The following is a 22,862-nucleotide window of genomic DNA, read 5'->3' on the forward strand; positions in this document are numbered from 1 at the left end:
GTCGACGCCCGACCAGCCGGACGTCGGCTTCGCGGCGCGGAAGTTCGCCCATTCGGACAGGTTCGCCTTGCCGAGGATCACCGCTCCGGCGTCCCGCAACCGGGTGATCAGCGTGGCGTCCTTCGCCGGGAAGCTGCGCAGGGCGCGCGAGCCGGCCGTCGTCCACTGGTCGCGGGTGTCGACGTTGTCCTTGACCAGCACCGGGATGCCGTCGAGGGGGCCGCGCAGGTGGTGCGCACGGCGCCGGGCGTCGCTCGCGGCGGCCTGGCTCAACGCCGCCGGGTTGAGTGCCAGTACGGCGTTGACCTTGCCGTCGACCCGGTGGATCCGGTCGAGGTAAGTGCTGGTCAGGCCCACCGCGGTGAGCCGGCCGGACGCCATCCGCGCCTGCAGCGCCGGGATGTCGGCCGAGTCGAGGTCGAAGCGCGGCGGTGCCGCTGTCGCGGGTGCGCTCGTGACGAGCGTGAGTGCGGCGGCCAGGATCGCGAGGAACACCGGCCGCCGCCCCATCAGAGCACCGGGAGGAGCGTCCGGAGTTCGTACGGGGTGACCGCGCTGCGGTAGTTGTCCCACTCCACGCGCTTGTTCCGCAGGAAGAAGTCGTAGACGTGCTCGCCGAGCGCTTCCGGCAGGAGTTCGGACTTCTCCATCTCCGCCAGCGCCTCCCCCAGGTTCTGCGGCAGCTGCGAGTACCCCGCGGCGCGCCGCTCGGCGTCGCTGAGCTGCCAGATGTTGTCCTCGGCCGGTGGCGGCAGCTCGTAGCCCTTCTCGATCCCCTTCAGCCCGGCGGCCAGGATGACCGAGTACGCCAGGTACGGGTTGCACGCCGAGTCCAGCGTACGGATCTCCACCCGTCGGGATGACGCCTTTCCGGGTGAATACATCGGGACGCGGACGAGCGCGGAGCGGTTCGCGCGGCCCCACGAGACCGTCGTCGGCGCTTCACTGCCGCTGATCAGGCGTTTGTAGGAGTTCACCCACTGGTTGGTGACCGCCGAGATCTCCTTGGCGTGGTGCAGCAGGCCGGCGACGAACGCCTTGCCGGTCGCCGACAGCTCGTGCGGGTCCTCGGCGTCGTAGAAGGCGTTGCGATCGCCTTCGAACAGGCTGATGTGGGTGTGCATGCCCGACCCGGGCTGGTCGGTGAACGGCTTCGGCATGAACGTCGCGCGCACGCCCTGGGTCAGCGCGACCTCCTTGACGACGTAGCGGAACGTCATCACGTTGTCGGCCATCGTCAGCGCATCGGCGTAACGGAGGTCGATCTCCTGCTGCCCCGGTGCCCCTTCGTGGTGGCTGAACTCGACCGAGATGCCCATCGCCTCGAGGGTCTCGATGGCATGCCGGCGGAAGTGCGTCGCCGTCGCGTGGCTGGCCTGGTCGAAGTAGCCGCCGTTGTCCGCGGGCTCCGGCTCGCTGCCGTCGTCGGGCAGGTTGGCGAGGAGGAAGAACTCGATCTCCGGGTGCACGTAGCAGGTGAAGCCCGCTTCGGCGGCCTTCGACAGCTGACGCCGGAGGACGTGCCGAGGGTCGGCCCACGACGGCGAGCCGTCCGGCATCGCGATGTCGCAGAACATGCGGGCCGAGTACGGGCCGCCGTCGGGGGTCTCCCACGGCAGGACCTGGAAGGTGGCCGGGTCGGGCTTGGCGACCATGTCCGATTCGTAGACGCGCGCGAAGCCCTCGATGGCGGAGCCGTCGAAGCCGATTCCCTCGTTGAACGCGCCTTCGAGCTCGGCCGGCGCGACCGCGACGGACTTGAGGAACCCCAGCACATCGGTGAACCAGAGACGGACGAAACGGATGTCGCGCTCCTCGAGCGTGCGGAGCACGAATTCCTGCTGGCGATCCATGGCCGCACCCTAACGACAGCGTGTTAACGGGATGTTTCACGACGCGCCGAGGGTGACGAAGTCAGGTCGCGAGCACCGGAACGGGGTTCTTCGCGCGGGCCCCGGGGCGCGCCTCGAGTTCGATGTGGACCGGCGGCCCGGGCGCAGGTCTCCGCGAAGTCAAGGCGGCGCTCACGGTCCGGTGGAAGCGGACCCGCCAAGGTCGCGACACCACGGCAGTCACCTGAAGGGTGTGAACGACCCGTTCACCTCGCCTGACGTCAGGGCTCCGGCAAAGTCGCGTCGTTGCAGCCCGCAGCGTTGCACCAGCGTCTTGAATGACTCATTCAGGACCTCCGAAGACCTGAATGAGTCATTCAAGACGTCGCGCGAGCGGGTCACCGACGGCAGAGCGGCCCAGCCGCGTGACTTTGCCGGGACCCTGTCGCCCGGCAGACCTGCGGAGAGCGGGCGACGTCAGCTTGCGAGCACCGGAACGGGGTTCTTCGCGCGGGTGATGGCCAGAGACGCCGCCGACGCGATCACCGCCAGGACCGCCGCCGCGTACCAGGCCACGTTGTAGTTGCCGAGCTGGTCGCGGACCAGGCCCGCGGCCGAGGCGGCGAACGCCGCGCCGAGCTGGTGGCTGGCGAAGACCCAGCCGAACACGATCGGGCCGGCGTCGCCGAACGCGCGGACGCAGAGCGCCACCGTCGGGGGGACCGTGGCCACCCAGTCGAGGCCGTAGAACAGGATGAACGCCCACATGCTCGGCTGCACGCTGTCCGTGAACAGCTGCGGGAGCAGCGCCAGCGACAACCCGCGCAAGGCGTAGTAGACGCCGAGCAGGAGGCGTGGGTCGACGCGGTCGGTGAGCCAGCCCGAAAAAATCGTGCCGACGACGTCGAAGACGCCGACCAGGGCCAGGAGGCTCGCCGCGGTCGTCTGGGGCATGCCGTGGTCGTGGGCGGCCGGGACGAAGTGGGTGCCGACCAGGCCGTTCGTCGTCGCGCCGCAGATCGCGAAGCCGACCGCCAGCAGCCAGAACGTGCGGGTGCGGGCGGCCTGGCGCAGCACCGAGAGGGCGCGGCGGACCGAGCCGGTCGTCGGGACCGGGCGCGTGACCTGCGCGTCCGCCGGCGCGCCGTAGGCCGTGGTGCCGACGTCGGCCGGGTGGTCGCGGATGACCAGCAGGACCACCGGGACGACCGCGAGCGCGGCGATCGCGATGACCAGCGACGCCGTCCGCCAGCCGGAGCTCACCGCGAGGTTCGCGATGAGCGGGAGGAAGATCAGCTGGCCGGTGGCGCCCGCCGCGGTCAGGACGCCGGTGACGACGCCGCGGCTGCGGACGAACCAGCGGGCCGCGACCATCGCGGCGAACCCCATGGCCATCGAGCCGGTGCCCAGGCCGACCAGGACGCCCCAGCACAGGATGAGCTGCCAGCTCGCGGTCATGAACACCGTGCCGCCCGCGCCGAGGGCGATGACGAACAGCGCCGTCGCCGACACGCGGCGGATGCCGAAGCGCTCCATCAGCGCGGCCGCGAAGGGCGCGAAGAGGCCGAACAGCACGAGGTTGACCGACACGGCCGAACTGATCGTGGTCGTGGACCAGCCGAACTCCGCGTGGAGCGGTTCGATGAGGACGCCGGGCGCGGCGCGGAAGCCGGCGGAAGCGAGCAGCGCGACGAAGGCGGCACCGGCGATCGGCCAGGCGCGGTGCAGCTTCCGGGCGGGACGGGTCTCAACAGTCACCCCAGCAGTTTCACCGCGCGCGCGGGACGTCGAAAGTGGCCGAGAGGACATCATCCGCAAGGATCGGGCCACGACTACTCTCGCGGCATGCCCCGCCTCGCCCTCCTGCTCGTGCTCCTGCTGACCGCCGGCTGCACCGGATCACCGGACACTCGGGGGCCCTTCCCCGCGGGCGGCGAGCTGGTCCGCGACGCCGCGACGTCGTTCGCCGCGGTCCGGAGCGTGCACTTCGCGGCCGGTGTCAACGGCGTGCTCCCGGGCTTCCCGCTCCGGCAGATCGAGGGTGACGCGACCCTCGACGACGGCAGCGGGGCGACCGGCGCGGCCGACGTCCAGGACGGTGACGGGCACACCAAGTTCCGCTTCACCGTGCGCAAGGACGAGGTCACGACGGATCCCGACGTCGGGCGCCTGCCGGAGATGTACACCGTGGGGGCGTTCCTGGGCCCGTCCGCCGGGCTGAAGCGGCTCCTGGACGGCGTGACCGACGCCAAGACCGAGGGCAGGGAGAACGTCGACGGCGCCGCGGCGCTGCGCGTCGGCGGCAAGGTGCCCGCGGCCGTCGCGCACGGCGTGCTGCCGCAGGTCACCGAGGACGTCATCGTCAAGGTGTGGGTGTCGGCCGACGGGCCGCGGCGGTTCGCCCGCCTGTGGGTGCAGATCCCGCCGGCCGGGGACCACCTCAGCCCCGTGATGATCGAACTGTCGCTGACCAGGCAGAACGAGCCGGTGGACCTCGGCTAGCAGCGAGTGCTCGCGGCGGTGCCGCCGATCAGGTAGGCGATGCCCGCGCGGTCCACGCACGCGTTGCCCTGCAGGAACACCGTGTGCTGGACGCCTTCGTAGGTGAGCAGGACGCCGTCGAGGTCCTTCGCGAGGGCCACGCCCTGGCGGTACGGCGTCGCCGGGTCGTGGGTGGTCGAGACGACCAGCGGCTTCGGGAGCCCGGGCGCGCGCGGCGGGTGCTCGGCCGACGTCGGCGGGACCGGCCAGGTCGAGCAGATGTCCAGTTCGCTCGTGTCGGGCGTGCCGCCGGCCAGGAAGGGCGCGCCGGCCAGCATCTCCCCGTGCGCGCGGTCGATCGCGGCCCGGTCGGTCAGCCGGGTGTGGTCGACGCAGCGGACGGCGAAGTACGCGTCGATCGCGCCGCCGTAGTGGCCGTCCGGGTCGCGCTCGTAGTAGTCGTCCGCGAAGGCCAGCAGCGTCCGGCCGTTGCCCTGGGACACCTGCGCGAGCGCGGCTTTCAGGGCGGGCCAGTCGCCGCGGGAGTAGAGCCCGGCGAACGTGCCCGTGATCGCGTCCTCGAACGACAGCTTCCGGGTCCCCGCCGGGAGCGGCTTCGCGATCAGCGGACGCACGAGCCGCTGGAACGCTTCGGTGCTGCCCGCGAACGGGCACGCGCACCACCGGGTGAACTCGTTCAGCGCGTCCTGGAAGCCCGCGGCCTGCGTGACCAGCGAGTCCACCAGGCTCTGCGCCGGGTCGACGGCGCCGTCGAGCAGCAGCGCGCGGACGTTGCGCGGGTACGCCTCGGCGTAGGCCGCGCCGATCTGCGTCCCGTACGAATAGCCGAGGTAGGTGAGCTTCTCGTCGCCGAGCGCGGCGCGCAGGACGTCGAGGTCGCGGACGACGTCCCGGGTGCCCGCGTTGGCGAGGAACTCCTTGCCGTACTTCGTCGCTTCGGCGCACTTCGCGCCGTACGCGGTCGTCTCGGCGAGCTGCTTTTTCACCCCATCAGGCGACGCATCGCTCTCGATGTCCGACGCGCGGTCCGCGTCCTGCTCGGCGTCGGTGCGGCAGGTGATCCGCGGCTCGCTGGTGCCGACGCCGCGCGGGTCGAAGCCGACCAGGTCGAACCGGTCGAGCAGGGGCGCGGCGGCGGGCGACTTCGCCAGCGCCGCGGCCGTCGCCGTCCCCGAACCGCCCGGGCCGCCGGGGTTGACGACCAGCGAGCCGATCCGCTGCTTCGCCGCCTTGTGCCGGAGCAGGCCGGCCGTGACGGTCTTGCCGTCCGGCGCCGCGTAGTCCAGCGGCACGGTCAGGTGCGCGCAGTCCAGCCCCTGCCCGCACGGGGTCCAGGTGAGCTGCTGCGAGGTGAACTTCTTCAGGTCGGGAGGCCTCGGTGGCGGCGGCACGGGCGCCGGAGCACTCGTGCACGCCGCCAGCAGCAGGACCGGCGCCAGCGCCGCTACTGCCCGGAGCACCGGGTCCCGTCCGGCGGCACCGTGCCGTCGACGAGGTAGTCCACGCCCGCCTCGTCCACGCACTTCACGCCCTGGAGGAACACCGTGTGCTGGGTGCCCTCGAAGGTCAGCAGCGCGCCCTTCAGGCCCTTCGCGAGGTTGACGCCGGCCTGGTACGGCGTCGCCGGGTCGTTGGTCGTCGAGATGACCAGCGTCTTCGCCAGGCCTTCGACGTTCGGCACGTGTGGCTCGGACGTGTTCGGCACCGGCCAGAACGCGCACGCGTCCCGGGCGGCCGAAGCCGGGCGGCCGTCGTCGAGGAACGGCGCCACCTTCACGTACTCCTCCTGCGCCTTGAGGATGACGGCCGGGTCCGTGACGCGCGGGTCGTCGACGCAGCGGATCGCGGTGAAGGCGTCCTGCGTGGTGCCGTACTTACCGTCGGTGTCGCGCTCGTTGTAGATGTCCGCGAGCTTTTCCAGCGTCGCGCCGCGCTGCTGCTTCAGCTCGTTGAGGCCGGAGTTGAGGGTGTCCCAGAGGCTCTCCTGGTAGAGCGCCTGGATGACGCCGGTGGTGGCGTCCTCGTAGGAGAGCTTGCGGCCGTCCCCGACCGGCACCGGGAAGTCGATCAGCGGCCGGACGAGGTCCTGGAACGCCTTCACCGCGGCGTTCGCGTCGCCGCCGAGCGCGCAGTCCTGCTGGCCGGCGCACCACTTGGCGAACTCGGTGAACGCCGTCCCGAAGCCCTGGCCCTGCGCGACCAGCGACTCGACGGCGTCCTGCTCGGGGTCGACCGCGCCGTCGAGGATCATCCCGCGGACGTTCTTCGGGAACGCCTCGGCGTAGGCCGACCCGATCCGGGTGCCGTAGGAGTAGCCCAAATAGGTCAACTTTTCGTCGCCGAGGACCGAGCGGAGGACGTCCAGGTCCTTCACGACGTCCCGGGTGCCGACATTCGCCAGCATCCCGGCGCCGTCGTCGGTGCGCTGGGCGCACTTCGCGGCGAAGTCCTTTTCCTGCGCTTCCTGCTTGAGCACCCCGGACGGCGAGCCGTCGGTCTCGCTGTCGTCGGCGCGGTCGGCGTCGCGCTCGGAGTCGGTCAGGCAGTGGATGGCCGGCTGGCTCGCGCCGATGCCCCGCGGGTCGAAGCCGACCAGGTCGAAGCGCTTGGCCAGGCCGCTGCTGGTGGCCGGCTTGACCAGCCCGGCGGCCGCGACCATGCCCGAGGCACCCGGCCCGCCCGGGTTGACGACCAGCGACCCGATCCGGGAGCCGGCGTCCGACGCCTTGTGCCGGAGCAGGCCCAGCGTGATGGTGTCCCCCGCCGGCTTCGCGTAGTCCAGCGGCACGGTCAACCGGGCGCACTGGACGTCTTTCGCCTGGAACGCCGACCGCGAGTCTTCCGATGTCGCGTAAGGTGCGCAGTCGGCCCAGGACAGGCTCTGGCCGTAGAACCGCTCCAGTCCGGCCGGCACCGGCCCGGACGGCGGGTGCGACTCCGTCGTCGGCGCGACCGGCGCCGGCTTGCCGGATGACGTGCAGGCGGCCAGCGAGGCCGCGATCAGCACGGATGTCGCAATTGCGGTGATCCGGCGACGACCGGACCTGGCGCTGGGATGAGGGAACACGGTTGGATCGTCCCATCCGGCCGCGGAACTCGAACGCACCACCGCCACGTTGGGTGGGGCAGGCCGGTCGAGCGAGAGAGAACGGGAGACCAGGGGTGGCAGCACTGATCAGCCGGGTGGGCAAGAAGCTCCGCCGGATCATCCAGCGGCCGGGCAGCGTCGAGCTGACCCGCTACGAAGCACTGCTGCCCGCGGTCGAGAAGCTCGAACCCGAGCTCGAGAAGCTCTCCGACGAAGAGCTGACCGAGCGGGCGGGCAAGCTCCGCGAAAAGCTGAAGGACACCGCGTTCGGCGACGACCAGTTGGTCGAGGTGTGCGCGCTGGGCCGCGAGGCCGCCCGGCGGGCGCTCGGCGAGCGCGCGTTCGACGTGCAGGTGCTGGGCACGATGGGCCTGCTCACCAAGCACGTCGTGCAGATGGAGACCGGTGAGGGCAAGACGCTCGCCGGCGCGCTGGCCGCGGCCGGCTACGCGATCCGCGGAAAGCGCGTTCACGTCGTCACGGTCAACGACTACCTGGCCCGCCGCGACGCCGAGTGGATGGGCCCGGTGTACGCCCTGCTCGGCGTGTCGGTCGGCTGGGTCGAGCCCGCGCACTCCCGCGAGGAGCGCAAGGTCGCCTACGCCAAGGACGTCACGTACGGCGCCGTCGCCGAGATCGGCTTCGACGTGCTGCGCGACCGGCTGGTCACGAACGTCGACGACCTCGTCCAGCCCGCACCCGAGGTCGCGATCGTCGACGAGGCGGACTCGGTGCTGGTCGACGAGGCCCGCGTCCCGCTGGTGATGGCCGGCTCGATCGACCACACCGACGCCGACGAAGAGGTCGCGAAGGTCGTCCGGCGGCTGCGCCTCAACCTGCACTACGAGACCGACAGCGAGGGCCGCAACGCCTGGCTGACCGACGCGGGCGCGTCCGTCGTCGCGAAGTCGCTCGGCCTGGAGGTCGACGACCTCTACGGCGAGACGGCGTCGGACCGGCTGCCCGCGGTGAACGTCGCGCTGCACGCGCACGCGCTGCTCACCCGCGACGTCGACTACCTCGTGCGTGACGGCAAGGTGCAGCTCATCAACGCCGCCCGCGGCCGCGTCGCCGAGCTGCAGCGCTGGCCGGACGGCCTCCAGGCCGCCGTCGAGGCGAAGGAACAGGTCACCGCGACCGACCGCGGCGAGATCCTGGACTCGATCACCGTCCAGGCGCTGCTGGCGCGCTACCCCGAGGTCGCCGGCATGACCGGTACCGCGGTCGCCGTCGCCGAGCAGCTGCGCGAGTTCTACGAGCTCGAGGTCGCGGTCATCCCGCCGAACACCCCGAACATCCGTGAGGACCTCGAGGACCGCGTCTTCGCGTCGCCGTCGCAGAAGCTGCGGGCGATCGAGGAGGAGATCCGCACGGTGCACGAGACCGGGCGGCCGATCCTCGTCGGCACCCAGGACGTCGCCGAGTCCGAAGAGCTGGCCGAGAAGCTGGCGAAGGTCGACCTCGAGTGCGTCGTGCTCAACGCGCGCAACGACGCCGAAGAGGCCGCGATCATCGCCGAGGCCGGCAAGAAGGGCGCGGTCACCGTGTCCACGCAGATGGCCGGCCGCGGTACCGACATCCGGCTGGGCGGCACCGACGGCGCGACCCGCGAAGAGGTCGTCGAGCTGGGCGGGCTGCACGTCATCGGCACCGCGCGGTACCCGTCGAGCCGGCTCGACGGCCAGCTGCGCGGCCGTTCCGGCCGCCAGGGCGACCCGGGCAGCGCGATCTTCTTCGCCAGCCTGAACGACGAGCTGGTGCTGTCGAACGCGCCGGACGTGCCCGAGGGCATCGTCGACGACGAAGAGACCGGCGAGATCACCGACCCGGCGGCGCTGCGGCAGCTCAACCACGCCCAGCGCGTGGCCGAGGGCGTCGACCTGGAGATCCACCGCAACACCTGGCGCTACACGCGGCTGATCGAGCGGCAGCGGCGTGACCTGCTGACCCACCGCGACAAGGTGCTTCGCACCGCGTACGCGGCGGAGCAGCTCGAGAAGGCGCACCCGGAGAAGTTCGGCGAGCTGAAGGAGAAGCTCGACGACCAGGAGAAGCTGGAGCAGATGTGCCGCGAGGTGCTGCTGTTCCACATCGACCAGCTCTGGTCGGACCACCTGGCGTACCTGACCGACGTCCGGGAGAGCATCCACCTGCGGGCGCTGGCCCGGGAGACGCCGCTGGACGAGTTCCACCGCGCGGCCATCCCGGAGTTCCACAAGATCATCGGCGAGGCCGACTCGCGGGCGGCGAAGACCCTCGAAGAGGCGGAGCTGACCGACGAGGGCATCGACCTCGGCGAGGCCGGGGTCCGGCGGGCGAACACGACGTGGACGTACCTGGTCCACGACAACCCGTTCGATTCGGACTTCGAGCAGACCATCAAGAAGGTCCGGAGCATGATCAAGCGGAAGTGACACCGGCACCGGGGCCCCCGCGCGGGGCCCCGGGTCAGTGCGGCGTCGTGACGCCGGAGATGCAGTAAGCCCCTTCGGTGCGCCGCACCCGCAGCGCACCTTCCACCGGCCGGCTGCCGACGTTGCCCTCGAGCGGGACGCTCATTTCGTTCGGGCCGGTCTGCACCGGCGTCCCGGCGGTCAGGTGCGCGTTCTCGCTGCCGAGCAGCTTCACGGACTCGACGATGGTTTCCGCTGTCGACGCGCATGAGGCTTCGCGCGCCTGTGCTTCGTCGTCGCCGAGGACGGCCAGGATGAACTGCCCGGCGGCGATGCTCCCCGCGTTCAGGTCGAGCGGCGGGCTGCCCGGCGTCTTCGGCTTGCCGTCGGAGACCAGGAAGCCCGGCGCCAGGAACCCGGTGACCAGGAAGACGACGATCAGCAGCAGGCCACCGCCGCCGGCGAGCAGGCCGTTGCCCTTCTTCGTCGGGTACGTCATGGATCTCCCTCGTGGCGGTCAGCCGCAAGGTACCCGGCGATCCATACCCGACGTGGCGTTTCCCCCACATTCGCTCGGCCTGCCGGGTGGCCGTGAGCCAGAATGGCGGCATGCCGCAACTGCGCATCGCGCTCGCCCAGGTCAACCCCACCGTCGGCGACCTCGACGGCAACGCCGACCTGCACGTCGACTGGACCCGCCGGGCCGCCGAAGCCGGCGCCCACGTGGTGGTCTTCCCCGAAATGTCCCTGACCGGCTATCCCGTCGAGGACCTTTCGCTGCGCCGCACCTTCGCCGAGGCCTCCCGCCAGGGCGTCGAGTCGCTGGCGCGCCGCCTCGACGAAGCCGGGTGCGGCGAAGTGCTGACCTACATCGGCTACCTCGACGTCGACGAGGTGGGCCCGCGCGACGCGGCGGCGGCGCTCTACCGCGGCGAGGTCGTCGCGCGGCAGTTCAAGCACCACCTCCCCAACTACGGCGTGTTCGACGAGCACCGCTGGTTCAAGCCGGGCACCACGCTCGACGTCGTCCGGTTCCACGGGCTCGACATCGGCATGGTCATCTGCGAGGACATCTGGCAGGACGGCGGCCCGATCTCAGCGCTCGGCCGCGCGGGGGTCGACCTCGTCGTGGCGCCGAACGCGTCGCCGTACGAACGTTCGAAGGACGAGCAGCGGCTGCCGCTGATCGCCCGCCGCGCCGCCGAAGCGGGCGCGCCGCTGGTCTACACCAACCAGATCGGCGGGCAGGACGACCTCGTGTTCGACGGCGACTCGCTCGTCGTCGCCGCGGACGGCACGGTCGTGGCGCGCGCGCCGCAGTTCGTCGAGCACCTGCTCGTGCTGGACATGGACCTCACCGCGGGCGGCCACGCCGCCGACGGCGAGCTGGAAGGCCTGCACGTCCGGCGCCGCGTGCTGAGCTCGGAGCCGCTGCCGCCGTACGAGCCGACGGCCGAGCCGGTGATCAGCGAACCGCTTTCGGACGAGGCCGAGGTGTGGCACGCGCTCGTCGTCGGCTTGCGCGACTACGTGCACAAGAACGGCTTCTCGTCGGTGATCTTCGGGTTTTCCGGCGGCATCGACTCGGCGGTCTGCGCGGCGCTGGCCGCGGACGCGCTGGGCGGGAACAACGTCTACGGCGTCTCGATGCCGTCGAAGTACTCCTCGGGCCACTCGAAGGACGACGCCGCCGACCTCGCGCAGCGGATCGGGGCGCACTACCGCGTCGAGCCGGTCGAGGACATGGTCCGCGTGTACGTCGACCAGCTTTCGCTGACCGGCCTGGCCGAGGAGAACATCCAGGCGCGGACGCGGGGCATGCTCCTGATGGCACTGTCCAACCTGGACGGTCACCTGGTGCTCGCCACCGGCAACAAGACCGAGCTGGCCGTCGGGTACTCGACGATCTACGGGGACGCGGTCGGCGCGTTCGCCCCGATCAAGGACGTCTTCAAGACGCACGTGTGGCAGCTGGCCCGCTGGCGCAACGCCGAGGCGGCGAAGAACGGCGAGACCCCGCCGATCCCGGAGAACTCGATCTCGAAGCCGCCGTCGGCCGAGCTGCGGCCGGGGCAGGTCGACACCGACTCGCTGCCGGACTACGCGCTGCTCGACGACATCCTCGACGACTACGTCGAGGGTGACCGCGGGTACGCCGACCTGATCGAGGCCGGGTTCGACGCGGAGACCATCGATCGGGTGGTGCGGATGGTCGACAAGGCCGAGTACAAGCGGCGCCAGTACCCGCCGGGCACGAAGATCACGTTCAAGGCCTTCGGGCGTGACCGGCGGCTGCCGATGACCAACCTGTGGCGCGAGGGCAAGGCCTGAAGTCCGTGAAGGCCTCCTTACCAGGCTTTTTTGCCGGTAAGGAGGCCTTCACGGCTTTTAGCTGAGGGCGACCTGACGGCCGTCGGGGGTACGGAGGGCGGCCGTGAGGGTGGCCTTTTCCGTGCGGCGGACCAGGAACTCCAGGCCGAGCGCTTCCGTCGCCGCGTGGACCGACGCCGGGTCCGGGTGGGTGGCCGTCACCATCAGCAGCGGCAGGGACGGCAGGCCGCGCGTGGTCGGGTGCGGGGTGGTGCCCCAGTCGATCAGGAACGGGCGGAGCGAGCCCGGGGCGCTGGGCGGGGTCAGGCGCCAGCGCAGCGTTTCGCCGTCGGCCGTGGCGCGGGACATCTCACGCGCGTCGCCCGGGTCGAAGCCGTGAGCGCGGGCCTGCGCGATCGTCGCATCGAGGTCGGTCGTGCGGACCGCCCACGCGACCAGTGCGGGCTCGGTGAGGTCGTCGATGCCGAACGGGCGGGGCGCGGGCGGGTCCGGCTGGGCCGGGTCCGGGCCGATCACCTCCAGGTACATCCCCGCGCCGAGGTCGGCGAGGTGGTTGGCGGTGCCGAGGCCGGTGTGGCTGCCGCCGGGCGCCGGGGTGACCCCGGTCAGGTCGGCGACGCGGGCGACAGCGGCGGCGAGGTCGGGGCCGGCGTAGACGAGGTGATCGAGCACGGCGCCATCATGCCGCGCCGGCCGCGCTCGCCGCATCGACCATCCTGTTGCGGGCGGCGGTACCCCTCTTCGGTCGTAGGCTGGCGGCATGACCGGCTTCACGGTGTTCGACACGGCGATCGGCGTCTGCGGGCTCGCGTGGCGCGACGACGTCGTGATCGGCACGTCCCTTCCAGAAGGCAGTGCCGCGCGGACCCGCGCCTGGCTGCTCCGGCGCTTCCCGGACGCGGTCGAGGGGCCGCCTCCCGCCGCGATTCAGGCGGCGGTGGACGGGATCGTGGCTCTGCTGGGCGGCGCGCGCCAAGACCTGACGTCGATCCCGCTCGACTTCTCGGCGGTGCCGGAGTTCAACCGCCGGGCGTACGAGGTCGCGCGGACGATCCCGCCGGGCAAGACGCTGACCTACGGCGACATCGCGCACCGGCTCGGGCAGCCCGGGTCGGCGCAGGCCGTCGGGCAGGCCATGGGGCACAACCCGTTCCCGATCGTCGTGCCGTGCCACCGCGTCCTCGCCGCGGGCGGCAAGGACGGCGGCTTTTCCGCCCGCGGCGGCGTGGACACGAAACGCCGGATGCTGGTGATCGAAGGCGCCCTCGCGGACGAGCCGACCCTGTTCTGAAAGCCTTTCTCAGGCAGGCTGCCACGGCTTGATGAACGGGGACTCCGGCCAGCCCTCGGCCGCGGCCATCAACGGCATCGCCGTGCCGCCGTCGATGTGCTCGCGGATGATGTCCGCGTGGCCCGCGTGGCGGGCCGTCTCCTGGATCAGGTGCAGCAGCACCCACCGGACCGACCACGCCTCGACGTCGTCCGGGAACCACGGCACGCCCTTCGGCACCGGGACCGCCTGGCCGAGGTCGGAGATGCCGCCGACGACCTCGGCCGTGCGCGCCGCGACCTCGTCGTAGCGGGCCAGCACGCCCGCCAGCGTCTCGTCCGGGAGCAGCTGGTGCGCCGTCTGGTACTCGGCCACGCTCTCGGCGAACGGCTTCTGGGGCACCTGCAGGACCGTGTCCATCCAGCCGTACTCGGTGCTGGCGACGTGCTTGATCAGCCCGCCCACCGACAGCGAGCTCTTCGTCGACGCCGCTCTCGCCTGTTCGTCGGTCAGTCCGTGTGCCGCCAGCTTCAGCACGTACCGCTGCTGCTCCAGGAAGCTCAGCAGCCCGTCACGCTCGTCGGCCACCGGACGTACGTTTCCCGCCATGTCGATCCTTCCGCAAAGGGACACCTGCGGCGATCGTGCCAGGAGGCACCGACAATTCCGGGCGGAACCGCGCTACCGGTGCGCGTGCCGGGGCGCGGGCTTGACGAAGGCGTACACGCCGCCGACGCCGTACAGCGCGGCCCGCACCACCAGCTGGACCCGCGTGAAGACGCCTTCGTAGGCGTCCAGCTGCCGCGACAGCACCACGGCCAGCCAGGTCGCCAGCACCACGGCCAGCCCCACGACGGCGAGCGCGCGCCAGCCCGGCGGCCACCACAGGATCAGGCTGATCACGCCGGCCACCAGTACGACGCTGAGCAGCGACGAAAGCAGGTCGCCGCGCTCCGGGTACGCGGCCTGGACCAGCACGACCAGGCCGAACGCGCTCACCGAGACGGAGCTGAGCCGCGCCGACCACTGGACCGGGCCGAGGCGGTGCAGCGGGGGCCCGGCGAGCAGGAACGCGACCCCCGAAACGGCCAGCAGGACCCGGAACACCGGTGATCCGGCCGGCAGCGCCTCCGCCGGGTCGTGGACCGGCGAAACGCCCGTCGGGAGGAAGAACTCCAGCAGCCACCCCGAATACGCGAGGACGGCCACCCCCATCAAGAGGGCCGAGGCGATTCGAGCCGTGCGCACGAGGCACACAGTAAGCGAACGGCCGCCACCCGGCGGTGTGACGCTTGCCCGTCAGCTGACTCGTTACGCCTGCGGTCGGACGAACGGGAACAGGACTGTCTGGCGGATCGACGCCCCGGTGAGCATCATCAGCAGCCGATCGACGCCGAGGCCGAGGCCACCGGTCGGCGGCATGCCGTGCTCCAGGGCCAGCAGGAAGTCCTCGTCCAGCTCCATCGCCTCGACGTCGCCGCTGGCCGCGCGCAGGGATTGCGCTTCCAGCCGGCGCCGCTGCTCGATCGGGTCGGTCAGCTCCGTGTACGCGGTGCCGACCTCGGAGCCGAACGCGATGAGGTCCCAGCGCTCGGCCAGCCGCGGGTCCGCGCGGTGCTGGCGGGTCAGCGGCGAGACGTCGGTCGGGTAGTCGGTGTAGAAGGTCGGCAGCACGGTCGTGCCCTCGACGAGGTGCTCGAACGCCTTGAGCACGAGGTCGCCGTGGCTCGGGTCCTCCCCCACCGGCACCCCCGCCGCGACGCACAGGCGGCGCAGCTCGGCCACCGGCGTACCCGAGTCGATCCGCTCACCGAAGACCGCGGAGACGGCTTCGTGGACCGGGATCACCGGCCAGTCCCCGGAGATGTCGTACTCGACGAGCTTCCCGTGCTCGTCCGGGCGCCGCACGACCTGGGCGCCGTACGCCGCTTCGGCCGCGTGCTGGACCAGCTCGCGGGTCAGCGTCCGCATCGTGTCGTAGTCGGCGTACGCCTGGTACGCCTCGAGCATCGTGAACTCGGGGTTGTGGGTCGCGTCGACGCCCTCGTTGCGGAAGTTGCGGTTCAGCTCGAAGACCCGCTCGACCCCGGCGACGCACAGCCGCTTGAGGTACAGCTCGGGCGCGATCCGCAGGTACATCCGCATGTCGTAGGCGTTGATGTGGGTGACGAACGGGCGCGCGTTGGCGCCGCCGTGCACCGTCTGCAGCATCGGCGTCTCGACTTCGAGGTAGTCGGCGTGGTGCAGCCGGTCGCGCACCGCGCGGACCACCGTGGACCGCAGCCGCAGCATGTTCGTCGAGTCCGGGTTGACCGCGAGGTCGAGGTAGCGCTGCCGCACCCGCGTCTCCGGGTCGGTGAGGCCCTTCCGCTTGTCCGGCAACGGGTGCAGGCACTTCGCGGTGACCGTCCACTCGTCGACGAGCACCGAGAGCTCGCCTCGCTTCGACGTCACGACCTGGCCGCTGACGCCGACGTGGTCGCCGAGGTCGACGCCGGTCCGCCAGCGGGTGAGGTCGAGTTCGCCCGCCTCCAGCATCAGCTGGATCTCGCCGCTGAAGTCCTTGACGCGGGCGAAGCACAGCCCGCCGAGGATGCGCAGGTTCAGCACGCGCCCGGCGATCCGGACCCGGTGCCCGGTGGCGGTGTCCGGGGCCAGGCCGCCGAACTTCTTCACGACGTCGCCGATGTGGTCGTCGCGGCGGAAGCCGACCGGGTACGGGTCGATGCCGGCCTCGCGGAGCTTGCCGAGCTTGGCGATGCGCACGCGGACCTGCTCGGGCCGCCGCACCTGCTTCGGGGCCGGCACCGCCGCCGACTCCTCGATCTCCTTGGCGCGGGCCACGAAGTCGTCGCCGACCGTCTCCAGGCGCAGCGAGCGCGACCGTCCGGTCGGGACGAACCCTTCGAGCGCGCCCGCGACGATGCCGACGCGCGGCAGCCGCCGGGCCGAGGAGTAGCAGAGGAACCGCGGCACCCAGTCCGGGCCGTACTTGGCGTTGGACCGGTACAGCGACTCGAGCTGGAAGAAGCGCGAGAAGACGCTCAGGATGCCGCGCCACGCCCGCAGTACCGGGCCGGCGCCGATGCGCTCGCCTTCGGAGAACACCGCGCGGAACATCGCGAAGTTGAGCGAGATCCGCTGCGCGCCGAGGTGCTGCGCGGCCGCGACGACCTCGGCGATCATGTATTCGTTGAGGCCGTTCTCGGCGTCGCGGTCGCGGCGCATGAGGTCCAGCGAGAGACCGCGACGGCCCCACGGGACGAACGACAGCAGGCCGCGCAGGTCGCCGCGGGCGTCGTAGGCCTCGACCATCACGCTGCGGCCGTCGCTGGCGTCACCGAGCCGGCCCAGTGCCATCGAGAACCCGCGTTCGGTCTCGGCGCCGCGCCAGGCCTGGGCCCTGGCCAGCAGGTCGGCCATCTCCCCGTCGGGGATTTCGCCGTGACGGCGGACCCGCGAGGTGTAGCCCGCCCGCTCGATGCGCTTGACGGCCTGGCGGACCGAGCGCCGCTCCGGCCCGGCGAGGCTGAACTCGCGGACGTCGAGGACCGCTTCGTCGCCGATTTCCAGCGCCCGCAGGCCGGCGTCGGTGTACACCTTCGCGCCGCTTTCGCTCGCCCCGAGCACCCCCGGGGTCCAGCCGTACGTGCGCGTCTCGTCGAGCCACGCGCGGACCGCGTCCGGCCACGCCTCGGGGTCGCCGATGGGGTCGGCGCTGGCGACGCTGGTGCCGCCGAGCACGCGGTAGGTCACCGCCGCGCGGCCGTTCGGCGAGAAGACGACGCTCTTGTCGCGCCGGGTCGCGAAGTAGCCGAGGGAGTCGTCCTCGCCGTGCGCGGCCAGCAGTTCGCGCACCCGGAGCTCCTCGTCGTCCGTGCGCAGGCGCCGGCTGCGGACGCCACGGAAGAGCAGGTACAGCGCCGCGGTGGCGACCGCCGTCGCGCTGAGGTCCATGAAGACGTCCAGCCAGGCGGGCCCCTCGCCGACGCCGATCCGGCGCAGCTGGAGGTTCTCGCCGGTGGCGTGGTTCACGACCCAGGCGAAGCGCTCCCACGTGTCGCCGAGGTGCCCGGGAAACGCTTCCGCGAGCCCCCAGCCGACCAGGATGACCACGGCGAACCCGCCGAACAGCATGGCCAGTCCGTCGCGCCAGGCGCTCGGCGCGAGCCGGGCCGGGAAGGCCGGGCGCAGCGCGAGCAGGAACACGATCAGCGCGATCGAGACGACGTCGGCGACGGTCAGCACCCACAGCTGCGCCGGGATGTGCCGGACCTGCTTCGGGCCAAGCGTCAGCAGTTCGGGTGACCACAGGAGCGTCGCCTGCAGGGCCAGGGTGAGGACCAGGCCGCCGACCTGGAACAGCACCAGCGTGTACAGCGCCGCCGCCTTGCGCCGCCGCAGCGCCCCGCCGAGCACCACCAGCAGCAGGACCATGACCAGGCTGGCGCTGGTCGGCACGCTGAGCCCGGAGAAGGCCATGTCGATGCCGTTGAGCAGGCGCCCGTGCGGGCCGTTCGTGAAGAGGAGGATCACCGAAAACACCGCGGCCAGCTGGACCACGGTCGCGACGATGCCGCCCGCCTTCGCCTTCCACTTCGGGAGGCGCGGGCGTGTGCTCGCGAGGGTTCCCATCGTTGCTTTCGTCGCCTTTCGCGGCCGTTCGGTGCTCATGCCGTCCTCTTGACGTCAGTGAACACAGGTTGGTTGTCCCCGGGCATCAACCTGAAGTCTGACGGTGCGTCGTCCCCGAGGGTGTGAAGCTGGTCCCAGGAGGTTGGGGGCCCGCCCGCGCGCGTGCCACGCTCTGAGACGCCCCTGCTCCACGACCCGGGGACCTCCACCGAGGCCTCGAGGGAAGGACGGTCGACGACGATGTCTGCCCCCGCGAACGGGCCCGCCGAAGAAGCGGCCCCCTACGGCACCGGACCCGGCACCAAGCCGGCGCCGGGCCGGAAAGTACGCGTGCACCACCTGCGTGAGCTGAAGGAACGCGGCGAGCCGTGGCCGATGCTCACCGCTTACGACATGTACACCGCCGCGCTGTTCGACGAGGCCGGGATCCCGGTGCTGCTCGTCGGCGACTCCGCGGCCAACAACGTGTTCGGCTACGACACCTCGCTGCCGGTGACGGTCGACGAGTTGCTGCCGCTGGTCCGGGCCGTCACCCGGTCGGTCAAACGGGCCCTCGTGGTCGCCGACCTGCCGTTCGGCTCCTACCAGCTGTCGCCGCAGCAGGCGCTGGAGACGTCGGTGCGGTTCATGAAGGAGGGCCGCGCGCACGCCGTGAAGCTCGAAGGCGGGCGGCGGTTCGCCGCGCACGTCGAGGCGCTGACGTCGGCCGGCGTGCCGGTGATGGGCCACATCGGCTTCACCCCGCAGAGTGAACACAACCTCGGTGGCTACCGGGTGCAGGGGCGCGGCGAAGCAGCGGACGCGCTGCTCGCCGACGCGCTGGCGCTGCAGGAGGCCGGGGCGTTCGCGGTGGTGATGGAGATGGTGCCCGCCGAAGCCGCGAAGCGCGTCACGGCGGAGCTGAAGATCCCGACGGTCGGCATCGGCGCGGGCCCGGACTGCGACGCGCAGGTGCTCGTCTGGCAGGACATGGCCGGCCTGCGGCGCGGGAAGGCGCCGCGGTTCGTGAAGCGCTACGCCGACGTGGCGACGGTGCTGCAGGACGCCGCCACGGCGTTCGCCGAGGACGTCCGCCGCGGCGAGTTCCCGGCGCCGGAGCACGCCTTCCACGACTGACGCCGTCACCGGCGCTTGAACCGTTCCGCGAGTGCCGGGTCCTGCTCCCACCAGAGCGCGGGCGGCGCCGAAGCGGCTTCCTCGTCCAGCTGGGCGTCGATCCGCTTCGCGCGCCGCTCGTCGTCGCGGGCCCAGCGGACGAAGAGGGCGGCGATGAACGGCAGGCCGGCCACGTCGCCGCCGATCCACAGGACGCCCGCGCCGATGATCTGGTCGGTGCGCGGGTCCGGGCCCCGGCCCAGGTGCGCGGCCGCGTAGTGCGCCGGCGCGAGCAGCGGACCCAGCCACAGGACCAGGCCGAGCGCGCCGTCGAAGACGACCTCCGTGAACGCGATCCACACCGAGACCAGGTGCGGGTCGCGGCGCGGGGTGGGGTCCAGGCCCAGGCGCGTCCAGAAGTACGTGAAGCCGGCCAGCACGAGCACCACCCGGACCAGGCCGTCGGCCACCGGCGAGCACAGCACGAGGTCGTAGAGCGGGGTCAGGTACAGCACGAGCACCGGCACGACCAGCGTCAGCGTGACGACCGGCGGGAACGTCAGCGCGCGGGCGAGCCGGCCGCGGCCGTGCCGGCGCAGCCACCGCGCCGGGACGGTGTCGAGCAGGAGCCGGATCGGGGCGCCCATGGCCAGCAGCAGCGGCGTGATCATCAGCAGCGTGATGGTCTGGACCGCGCGGACCCAGAAGAACGTCGTGTCGTACACGGCCAGCGGGGAGCACGTGACGACCACGATCGTCGCCAGGCCGGTGAGGAACGCCGTCGTGCGGCCCGGCGGCCAGCCTCGGCCGCGGGCCGCGCGGACGTAGAGCGTGCCGAGCACGAGTACGGCGAGCAGTGCCGGGACGTCGAACGTCAGTGGCATGTCAGACCGCGAAGAAGATCAGGCTGCCGATTCCGGCGACGACGCAGTAAATGGCGAACGGGGTCAGAGTGCGCGTTTCGAAGTATCCCGTGAGGAACCGGACAGAAATGTACGAAGCGATCCCGGCGATGACGCTGCCGACGAGCGCCGGGCCGAGCGACGCGTGGTTTTCCGGGGCGAACAGCGTCGGCATCTTGAGCACGCCGGCCGCGAGGATGACCGGGGTGGCCAGCAGGAACGCGAAGCGCGCCGCGTCTTCGTGCCCCAGGCCGCGGCGCAGGCCCGCGACCATCGTGATGCCGGAGCGGCTGATGCCGGGCAGCAGCGCGAGGATCTGCGCCGCGCCGATCAGCACCGCCTCGCCCACGCGCAGCTTCGCCAGCCGGACGTCGGTCGCTTCTTCGACGGTGACCGCTCGCATGACGAGCGTCTCCTCGGTCGAGAAGTCCACAGTGTCCGCTTCTTCGGCGGGTTTCGCGCGTGAGAACTTCTCGGCGGCATACAGGACTCCGCCGTTGAGCGCGAGGAAGATCGCCGCGGGCACCGGCTTGCCCAGGAAGTCGCGCAGCAGCCCTTCGAGCAGCAGGCCGGCCAGCCCGACCGGGATCGTGGCGAGCACGAGCAGCCACGCGAGCCGCTGGTCGGGGGTGCGGACCTCGCGGTGGCGGAGCGACGTCCACAGGCCGCCGATGATCCGGATCCAGTCCTTGCGGAAGAACAGGACGAGCGCGAGCGCGGTGGCGACGTGCATCGCCACGAGTACCGCCAGGTACGGCGAACCCTTCCCGATGCTCAGGTCCTGCTGCCACTGGCCGCCGAGCCAGGCCGGCAACAGGATGCTGTGGCCGAGACTGGACACCGGAAACAATTCCGACACCCCTTGCAAGGCGCCGACGACAATCGCCTCGACATAGGTCACCGCGGACATTCCGTGCCTTTCCGTACCCTATTCCAGCACCACCCGACACCGGAAAGTACCGGCCCATTCGTTAACCCGGAGCAAGGGGGATGGGCGCACTCAGCGTCCTCACAGCGGATGTTCACATCCATGAACATCAATCATGTTCTTGACTGGTGTTCGACTTGTGGCTTAGCGTTTAGCCCGTCGCCACCACGACGCGAAGGAACGAACCTCGACGAGGAGGACGGCAAATGCGTACGCGGATCGGCTTCACCCTCTCCCCCGGCGGCTGACGCCCCTCGATCCGGGAGCCCGCTCAGCCCGGCGGCGGGGGCGGGCTCCCACCTTTCTTGGCCGTCGTCCCGGCCCCTGGCGGCGGGGTGTCGGGACGACGGCCGGGACCCGTGCGGCAAAGTGACCGCCATGGACGAGCTCTACCCGCCGATTCCCCCGCGTGCCGAAGGGTTCCTGGACACCGGCGACGGCCACCGGATCCGGTGCCAGGAGGCCGGCAACCCGGACGGCAAACCGGTGGTGGTGCTGCACGGCGGGCCCGGCAGCGGGATCGCGCCGATGGCGCGGCGGCACTTCGACCCCGCGGCGTACCGGATCGTCCTGTTCGACCAGCGCGGCTCCGGGCAGTCGACCCCGGGCGCGCACGACCTGCGCGCCAACACCCTGTGGCACCTGGTCGCCGACATGGAACTCCTGCGCGAACGGCTCGGCATCGACCGCTGGCAGCTCTTCGGCGGCTCGTGGGGCGCGACGCTCGCCCTCGCCTACGCCGAGACGCACCCTTCGCACGTCAGCGAAATCATCCTGCGCGGCGTGTTCACCGTGCGCCCGAGCGAGCTCGACTGGATCTACCGCGGCGGCGCGGCCAACCTGTTCCCGCGCGAGTGGGAGGCCTTCCTCGCCCCGATCCCGGCCGCCTTGCGGGACGACCCGCTGGCGGCGTACGCCACGCTGCTCGAAGACCCGTCGGAGGAGGTCCGGCACCGGGCCGCGATCGCGTGGAGCACCTGGGAGGGCGCGACGGTTTCGGTGGTGCCGCAGGAATCCTTCGTCCGCCAGTACGCCGAACCGGCGTTCGCGCTGACCTTCGCCCGCCTCGCCGTCCACTACTTCCGCCACGGCGCTTGGCTCGCCGACGGCCAGCTGGTCCGCGACGCGGGCAAGCTCGCCGGCATCCCCGGCATCATCGTCCAGGGCCGCTACGACGCGGTGTGCCCACCGGTCACGGCGTACGAGCTGCACCGGAACTGGCCGGGGTCGGAGCTGAAGCTCCTCGAAGGCGCCGGGCACGCGGTGACCGACCCGGGCATGCTCGCGGCCCTGCGCGCGGCGACGGACTCATTCCGCCAGTAGGACGGCGAACACCTGCTCCAGCTTGCGCTCGAGGACGGCTTCGTCAGCGCGGGCGAGTTCGGTGCCGCCGATGAGCGCGCGCATCAGCCAGAAGCCCGCGATCACGGACAGGACCAGTGCCGGCCCGGTCTTTTCCCGTCCGGGAAGCAGGTCGGCGAGGTGCTTCTCGACGTGCCGCTCGATGCCGTCGCGCAGGATCTCCGCGGCGCGCGGGTTCGGCGCCGAGCGCAGCGTCAGCAGGAACGGATCGAGCCGCGTGGCACCGGGGGCGGTCCGGCGCACCAGTGCGGCCGCGATGTCCGCGGCGAGCGTCGCGGGGTCCTCGGTGAGCACGGTCCGCTCGGTCATCGCCGCATCGACGACCTCCGCGAAGAGCCCTTCCTTGGAGCCGAAGTAGCGGTTCACGAGCATCGCCGTGACACCGGCGGACTCGGCGATTTCGCGCACGCCGACGCCGTCGTACCCGGCACGGGTGAAGGCGTCGAGCGCGGAAGCCAGGATCGCTTCACGGGTCGCGGCGGCGTTGCGGGGTCTCATGTATACGAGTGTAGACTTCCACTAAG

19 protein-coding genes (1 of these 19 running past the window's edge) are annotated in these 22,862 nt (G+C 71.5%); 6 read left to right on the plus strand and 13 right to left on the minus strand.

Annotation, left to right across the window (positions count from 1 at the left end; translation table 11 throughout):
* The 3 genes from H4696_RS27515 to H4696_RS27525 all read right to left on the minus strand — a co-directional run.
* Positions 1-510, minus strand: partial view of an amidase gene (locus H4696_RS27515; protein ID WP_086859328.1) — the 5' portion only. Its footprint begins 1,044 nt before the window's first position; only the first 510 of its 1,554 coding nucleotides appear in the window; it begins with the start codon at positions 508-510; its stop codon lies off the left edge, out of view.
* Positions 510-1,853 (minus strand): type I glutamate--ammonia ligase, encoded by a 1,344-nt coding sequence (gene glnA / locus H4696_RS27520; protein WP_086859326.1) that lies wholly within the window; start codon positions 1,851-1,853, stop codon positions 510-512. The genes H4696_RS27515 and glnA overlap by 1 nt, the downstream gene beginning before the upstream one ends.
* A 456-nt stretch (positions 1,854-2,309) precedes the next feature.
* Entirely contained in the window at positions 2,310-3,590 is a 1,281-nt protein-coding gene (locus tag H4696_RS27525) for an MFS transporter (protein ID WP_086859324.1), read from the minus strand.
* A gap of 87 nt (positions 3,591-3,677) precedes the next feature.
* Here H4696_RS27525 and H4696_RS27530 point away from each other — a divergent pair, with 87 nt between their 5' ends.
* Entirely contained in the window at positions 3,678-4,334 is a 657-nt protein-coding gene (locus tag H4696_RS27530) for an LppX_LprAFG lipoprotein (protein WP_086859322.1), read from the plus strand.
* Here H4696_RS27530 and H4696_RS27535 read toward each other — a convergent pair.
* A complete protein-coding gene (locus H4696_RS27535; protein ID WP_086859320.1) occupies positions 4,331-5,794 on the minus strand; it encodes an alpha/beta hydrolase in 1,464 nt (487 codons plus the stop codon). The two genes, H4696_RS27530 and H4696_RS27535, sit on opposite strands and share 4 nt — an antisense overlap.
* Positions 5,779-7,341 carry an alpha/beta hydrolase gene (locus H4696_RS27540; RefSeq protein ID WP_086859318.1) on the minus strand — a complete coding sequence of 521 codons (1,563 nt, stop codon included), beginning with the start codon at positions 7,339-7,341 and terminating at the stop codon, positions 5,779-5,781. Before H4696_RS27540 ends, H4696_RS27535 begins: the two co-directional genes overlap by 16 nt.
* Before the next feature lie 155 nt (positions 7,342-7,496).
* On the opposite strand from H4696_RS27540, the gene secA2 reads away from it, so the two are divergent.
* Positions 7,497-9,836, plus strand: coding sequence for an accessory Sec system translocase SecA2 (gene secA2 / locus H4696_RS27545; RefSeq protein ID WP_192782570.1), 2,340 nt, complete (start codon positions 7,497-7,499; stop codon positions 9,834-9,836).
* 34 nt (positions 9,837-9,870) lie between these two features.
* Here secA2 and H4696_RS27550 read toward each other — a convergent pair whose 3' ends face one another.
* Positions 9,871-10,314, minus strand: coding sequence for a hypothetical protein (locus H4696_RS27550; RefSeq protein ID WP_086863443.1), 444 nt, complete (start codon positions 10,312-10,314; stop codon positions 9,871-9,873).
* 110 nt (positions 10,315-10,424) lie between these two features.
* Between H4696_RS27550 and H4696_RS27555 the strand changes: the two genes are divergently transcribed.
* Positions 10,425-12,146, plus strand: coding sequence for an NAD+ synthase (locus H4696_RS27555; RefSeq protein ID WP_086863442.1), 1,722 nt, complete (start codon positions 10,425-10,427; stop codon positions 12,144-12,146).
* 57 nt (positions 12,147-12,203) lie between these two features.
* Here the strand turns inward: H4696_RS27555 and H4696_RS27560 are convergent, their stop codons facing one another.
* Positions 12,204-12,818 (minus strand): VOC family protein, encoded by a 615-nt coding sequence (locus H4696_RS27560; RefSeq protein WP_086863441.1) that lies wholly within the window; start codon positions 12,816-12,818, stop codon positions 12,204-12,206.
* An 88-nt stretch (positions 12,819-12,906) separates the two neighbouring features.
* Here H4696_RS27560 and H4696_RS27565 point away from each other — a divergent pair, with 88 nt between their 5' ends.
* Entirely contained in the window at positions 12,907-13,437 is a 531-nt protein-coding gene (locus H4696_RS27565) for a methylated-DNA--[protein]-cysteine S-methyltransferase (RefSeq protein ID WP_086863440.1), read from the plus strand.
* A gap of 9 nt (positions 13,438-13,446) precedes the next feature.
* On the opposite strand, the gene H4696_RS27570 is transcribed toward H4696_RS27565, so the two are convergent.
* The 3 genes from H4696_RS27570 to lysX form a co-directional block, all read right to left on the minus strand.
* Positions 13,447-14,025: a DinB family protein gene (locus H4696_RS27570; RefSeq protein ID WP_086863439.1), complete on the minus strand. Its 579-nt coding sequence runs from the start codon at positions 14,023-14,025 to the stop codon at positions 13,447-13,449.
* Positions 14,026-14,097: 72 nt separating this feature from the next.
* The gene (locus H4696_RS27575; protein ID WP_249027157.1) at positions 14,098-14,664 is read right to left on the minus strand and encodes a hypothetical protein; all 567 of its coding nucleotides are present in this window, start codon (positions 14,662-14,664) and stop codon (positions 14,098-14,100) included.
* Between the two features lie 63 nt (positions 14,665-14,727).
* Positions 14,728-18,051 (minus strand): bifunctional lysylphosphatidylglycerol synthetase/lysine--tRNA ligase LysX, encoded by a 3,324-nt coding sequence (lysX, locus tag H4696_RS27580; RefSeq protein WP_192783078.1) that lies wholly within the window; start codon positions 18,049-18,051, stop codon positions 14,728-14,730.
* 240 nt (positions 18,052-18,291) lie between these two features.
* Here lysX and panB point away from each other — a divergent pair, with 240 nt between their 5' ends.
* Positions 18,292-19,167, plus strand: a complete 876-nt coding sequence (gene panB / locus H4696_RS27585; protein ID WP_086864634.1) for a 3-methyl-2-oxobutanoate hydroxymethyltransferase — start codon at positions 18,292-18,294, stop codon at positions 19,165-19,167.
* A 5-nt stretch (positions 19,168-19,172) separates the two neighbouring features.
* Here the strand turns inward: panB and H4696_RS27590 are convergent, their stop codons facing one another.
* Entirely contained in the window at positions 19,173-20,030 is an 858-nt protein-coding gene (locus tag H4696_RS27590; protein WP_086864633.1) for a cytochrome c oxidase assembly protein, read from the minus strand.
* Between the two features lies 1 nt (position 20,031).
* Complete coding sequence (locus tag H4696_RS27595; RefSeq protein WP_086864632.1) at positions 20,032-20,958, minus strand: undecaprenyl-diphosphate phosphatase; 927 nt, start codon at positions 20,956-20,958, stop codon at positions 20,032-20,034.
* 396 nt (positions 20,959-21,354) lie between these two features.
* Between H4696_RS27595 and pip the strand changes: the two genes are divergently transcribed.
* Positions 21,355-22,299, plus strand: a complete 945-nt coding sequence (gene pip / locus H4696_RS27600; protein ID WP_086864631.1) for a prolyl aminopeptidase — start codon at positions 21,355-21,357, stop codon at positions 22,297-22,299.
* Here the strand turns inward: pip and H4696_RS27605 are convergent.
* Positions 22,285-22,836 (minus strand): TetR/AcrR family transcriptional regulator, encoded by a 552-nt coding sequence (locus H4696_RS27605; RefSeq protein WP_086864630.1) that lies wholly within the window; start codon positions 22,834-22,836, stop codon positions 22,285-22,287. The two genes, pip and H4696_RS27605, sit on opposite strands and share 15 nt — an antisense overlap.
* Positions 22,837-22,862 lie beyond the last annotated feature (26 nt).

Source organism: Amycolatopsis lexingtonensis (genome assembly GCF_014873755.1).
Classification (GTDB): domain Bacteria; phylum Actinomycetota; class Actinomycetes; order Mycobacteriales; family Pseudonocardiaceae; genus Amycolatopsis; species Amycolatopsis lexingtonensis.

What these genes read in the sequence shown, in the direction of transcription:
- H4696_RS27590 (WP_086864633.1), bottom strand. Translation starts at nt 20,030, where the DNA reads ATGCCACTGACGTTCGACGTCCCGGCACTGCTCGCCGTACTCGTGCTC.
- H4696_RS27605 (WP_086864630.1), bottom strand. Translation starts at nt 22,836, where the DNA reads ATGAGACCCCGCAACGCCGCCGCGACCCGTGAAGCGATCCTGGCTTCC.
- glnA (WP_086859326.1), bottom strand. Translation starts at nt 1,853, where the DNA reads ATGGATCGCCAGCAGGAATTCGTGCTCCGCACGCTCGAGGAGCGCGAC.
- H4696_RS27595 (WP_086864632.1), bottom strand. Translation starts at nt 20,958, where the DNA reads ATGTCCGCGGTGACCTATGTCGAGGCGATTGTCGTCGGCGCCTTGCAA.
- H4696_RS27555 (WP_086863442.1), top strand. Translation starts at nt 10,425, where the DNA reads ATGCCGCAACTGCGCATCGCGCTCGCCCAGGTCAACCCCACCGTCGGC.
- H4696_RS27530 (WP_086859322.1), top strand. Translation starts at nt 3,678, where the DNA reads ATGCCCCGCCTCGCCCTCCTGCTCGTGCTCCTGCTGACCGCCGGCTGC.
- H4696_RS27570 (WP_086863439.1), bottom strand. Translation starts at nt 14,025, where the DNA reads ATGGCGGGAAACGTACGTCCGGTGGCCGACGAGCGTGACGGGCTGCTG.
- H4696_RS27565 (WP_086863440.1), top strand. Translation starts at nt 12,907, where the DNA reads ATGACCGGCTTCACGGTGTTCGACACGGCGATCGGCGTCTGCGGGCTC.
- lysX (WP_192783078.1), bottom strand. Translation starts at nt 18,051, where the DNA reads ATGGGAACCCTCGCGAGCACACGCCCGCGCCTCCCGAAGTGGAAGGCG.
- panB (WP_086864634.1), top strand. Translation starts at nt 18,292, where the DNA reads ATGTCTGCCCCCGCGAACGGGCCCGCCGAAGAAGCGGCCCCCTACGGC.
- H4696_RS27550 (WP_086863443.1), bottom strand. Translation starts at nt 10,314, where the DNA reads ATGACGTACCCGACGAAGAAGGGCAACGGCCTGCTCGCCGGCGGCGGT.
- pip (WP_086864631.1), top strand. Translation starts at nt 21,355, where the DNA reads ATGGACGAGCTCTACCCGCCGATTCCCCCGCGTGCCGAAGGGTTCCTG.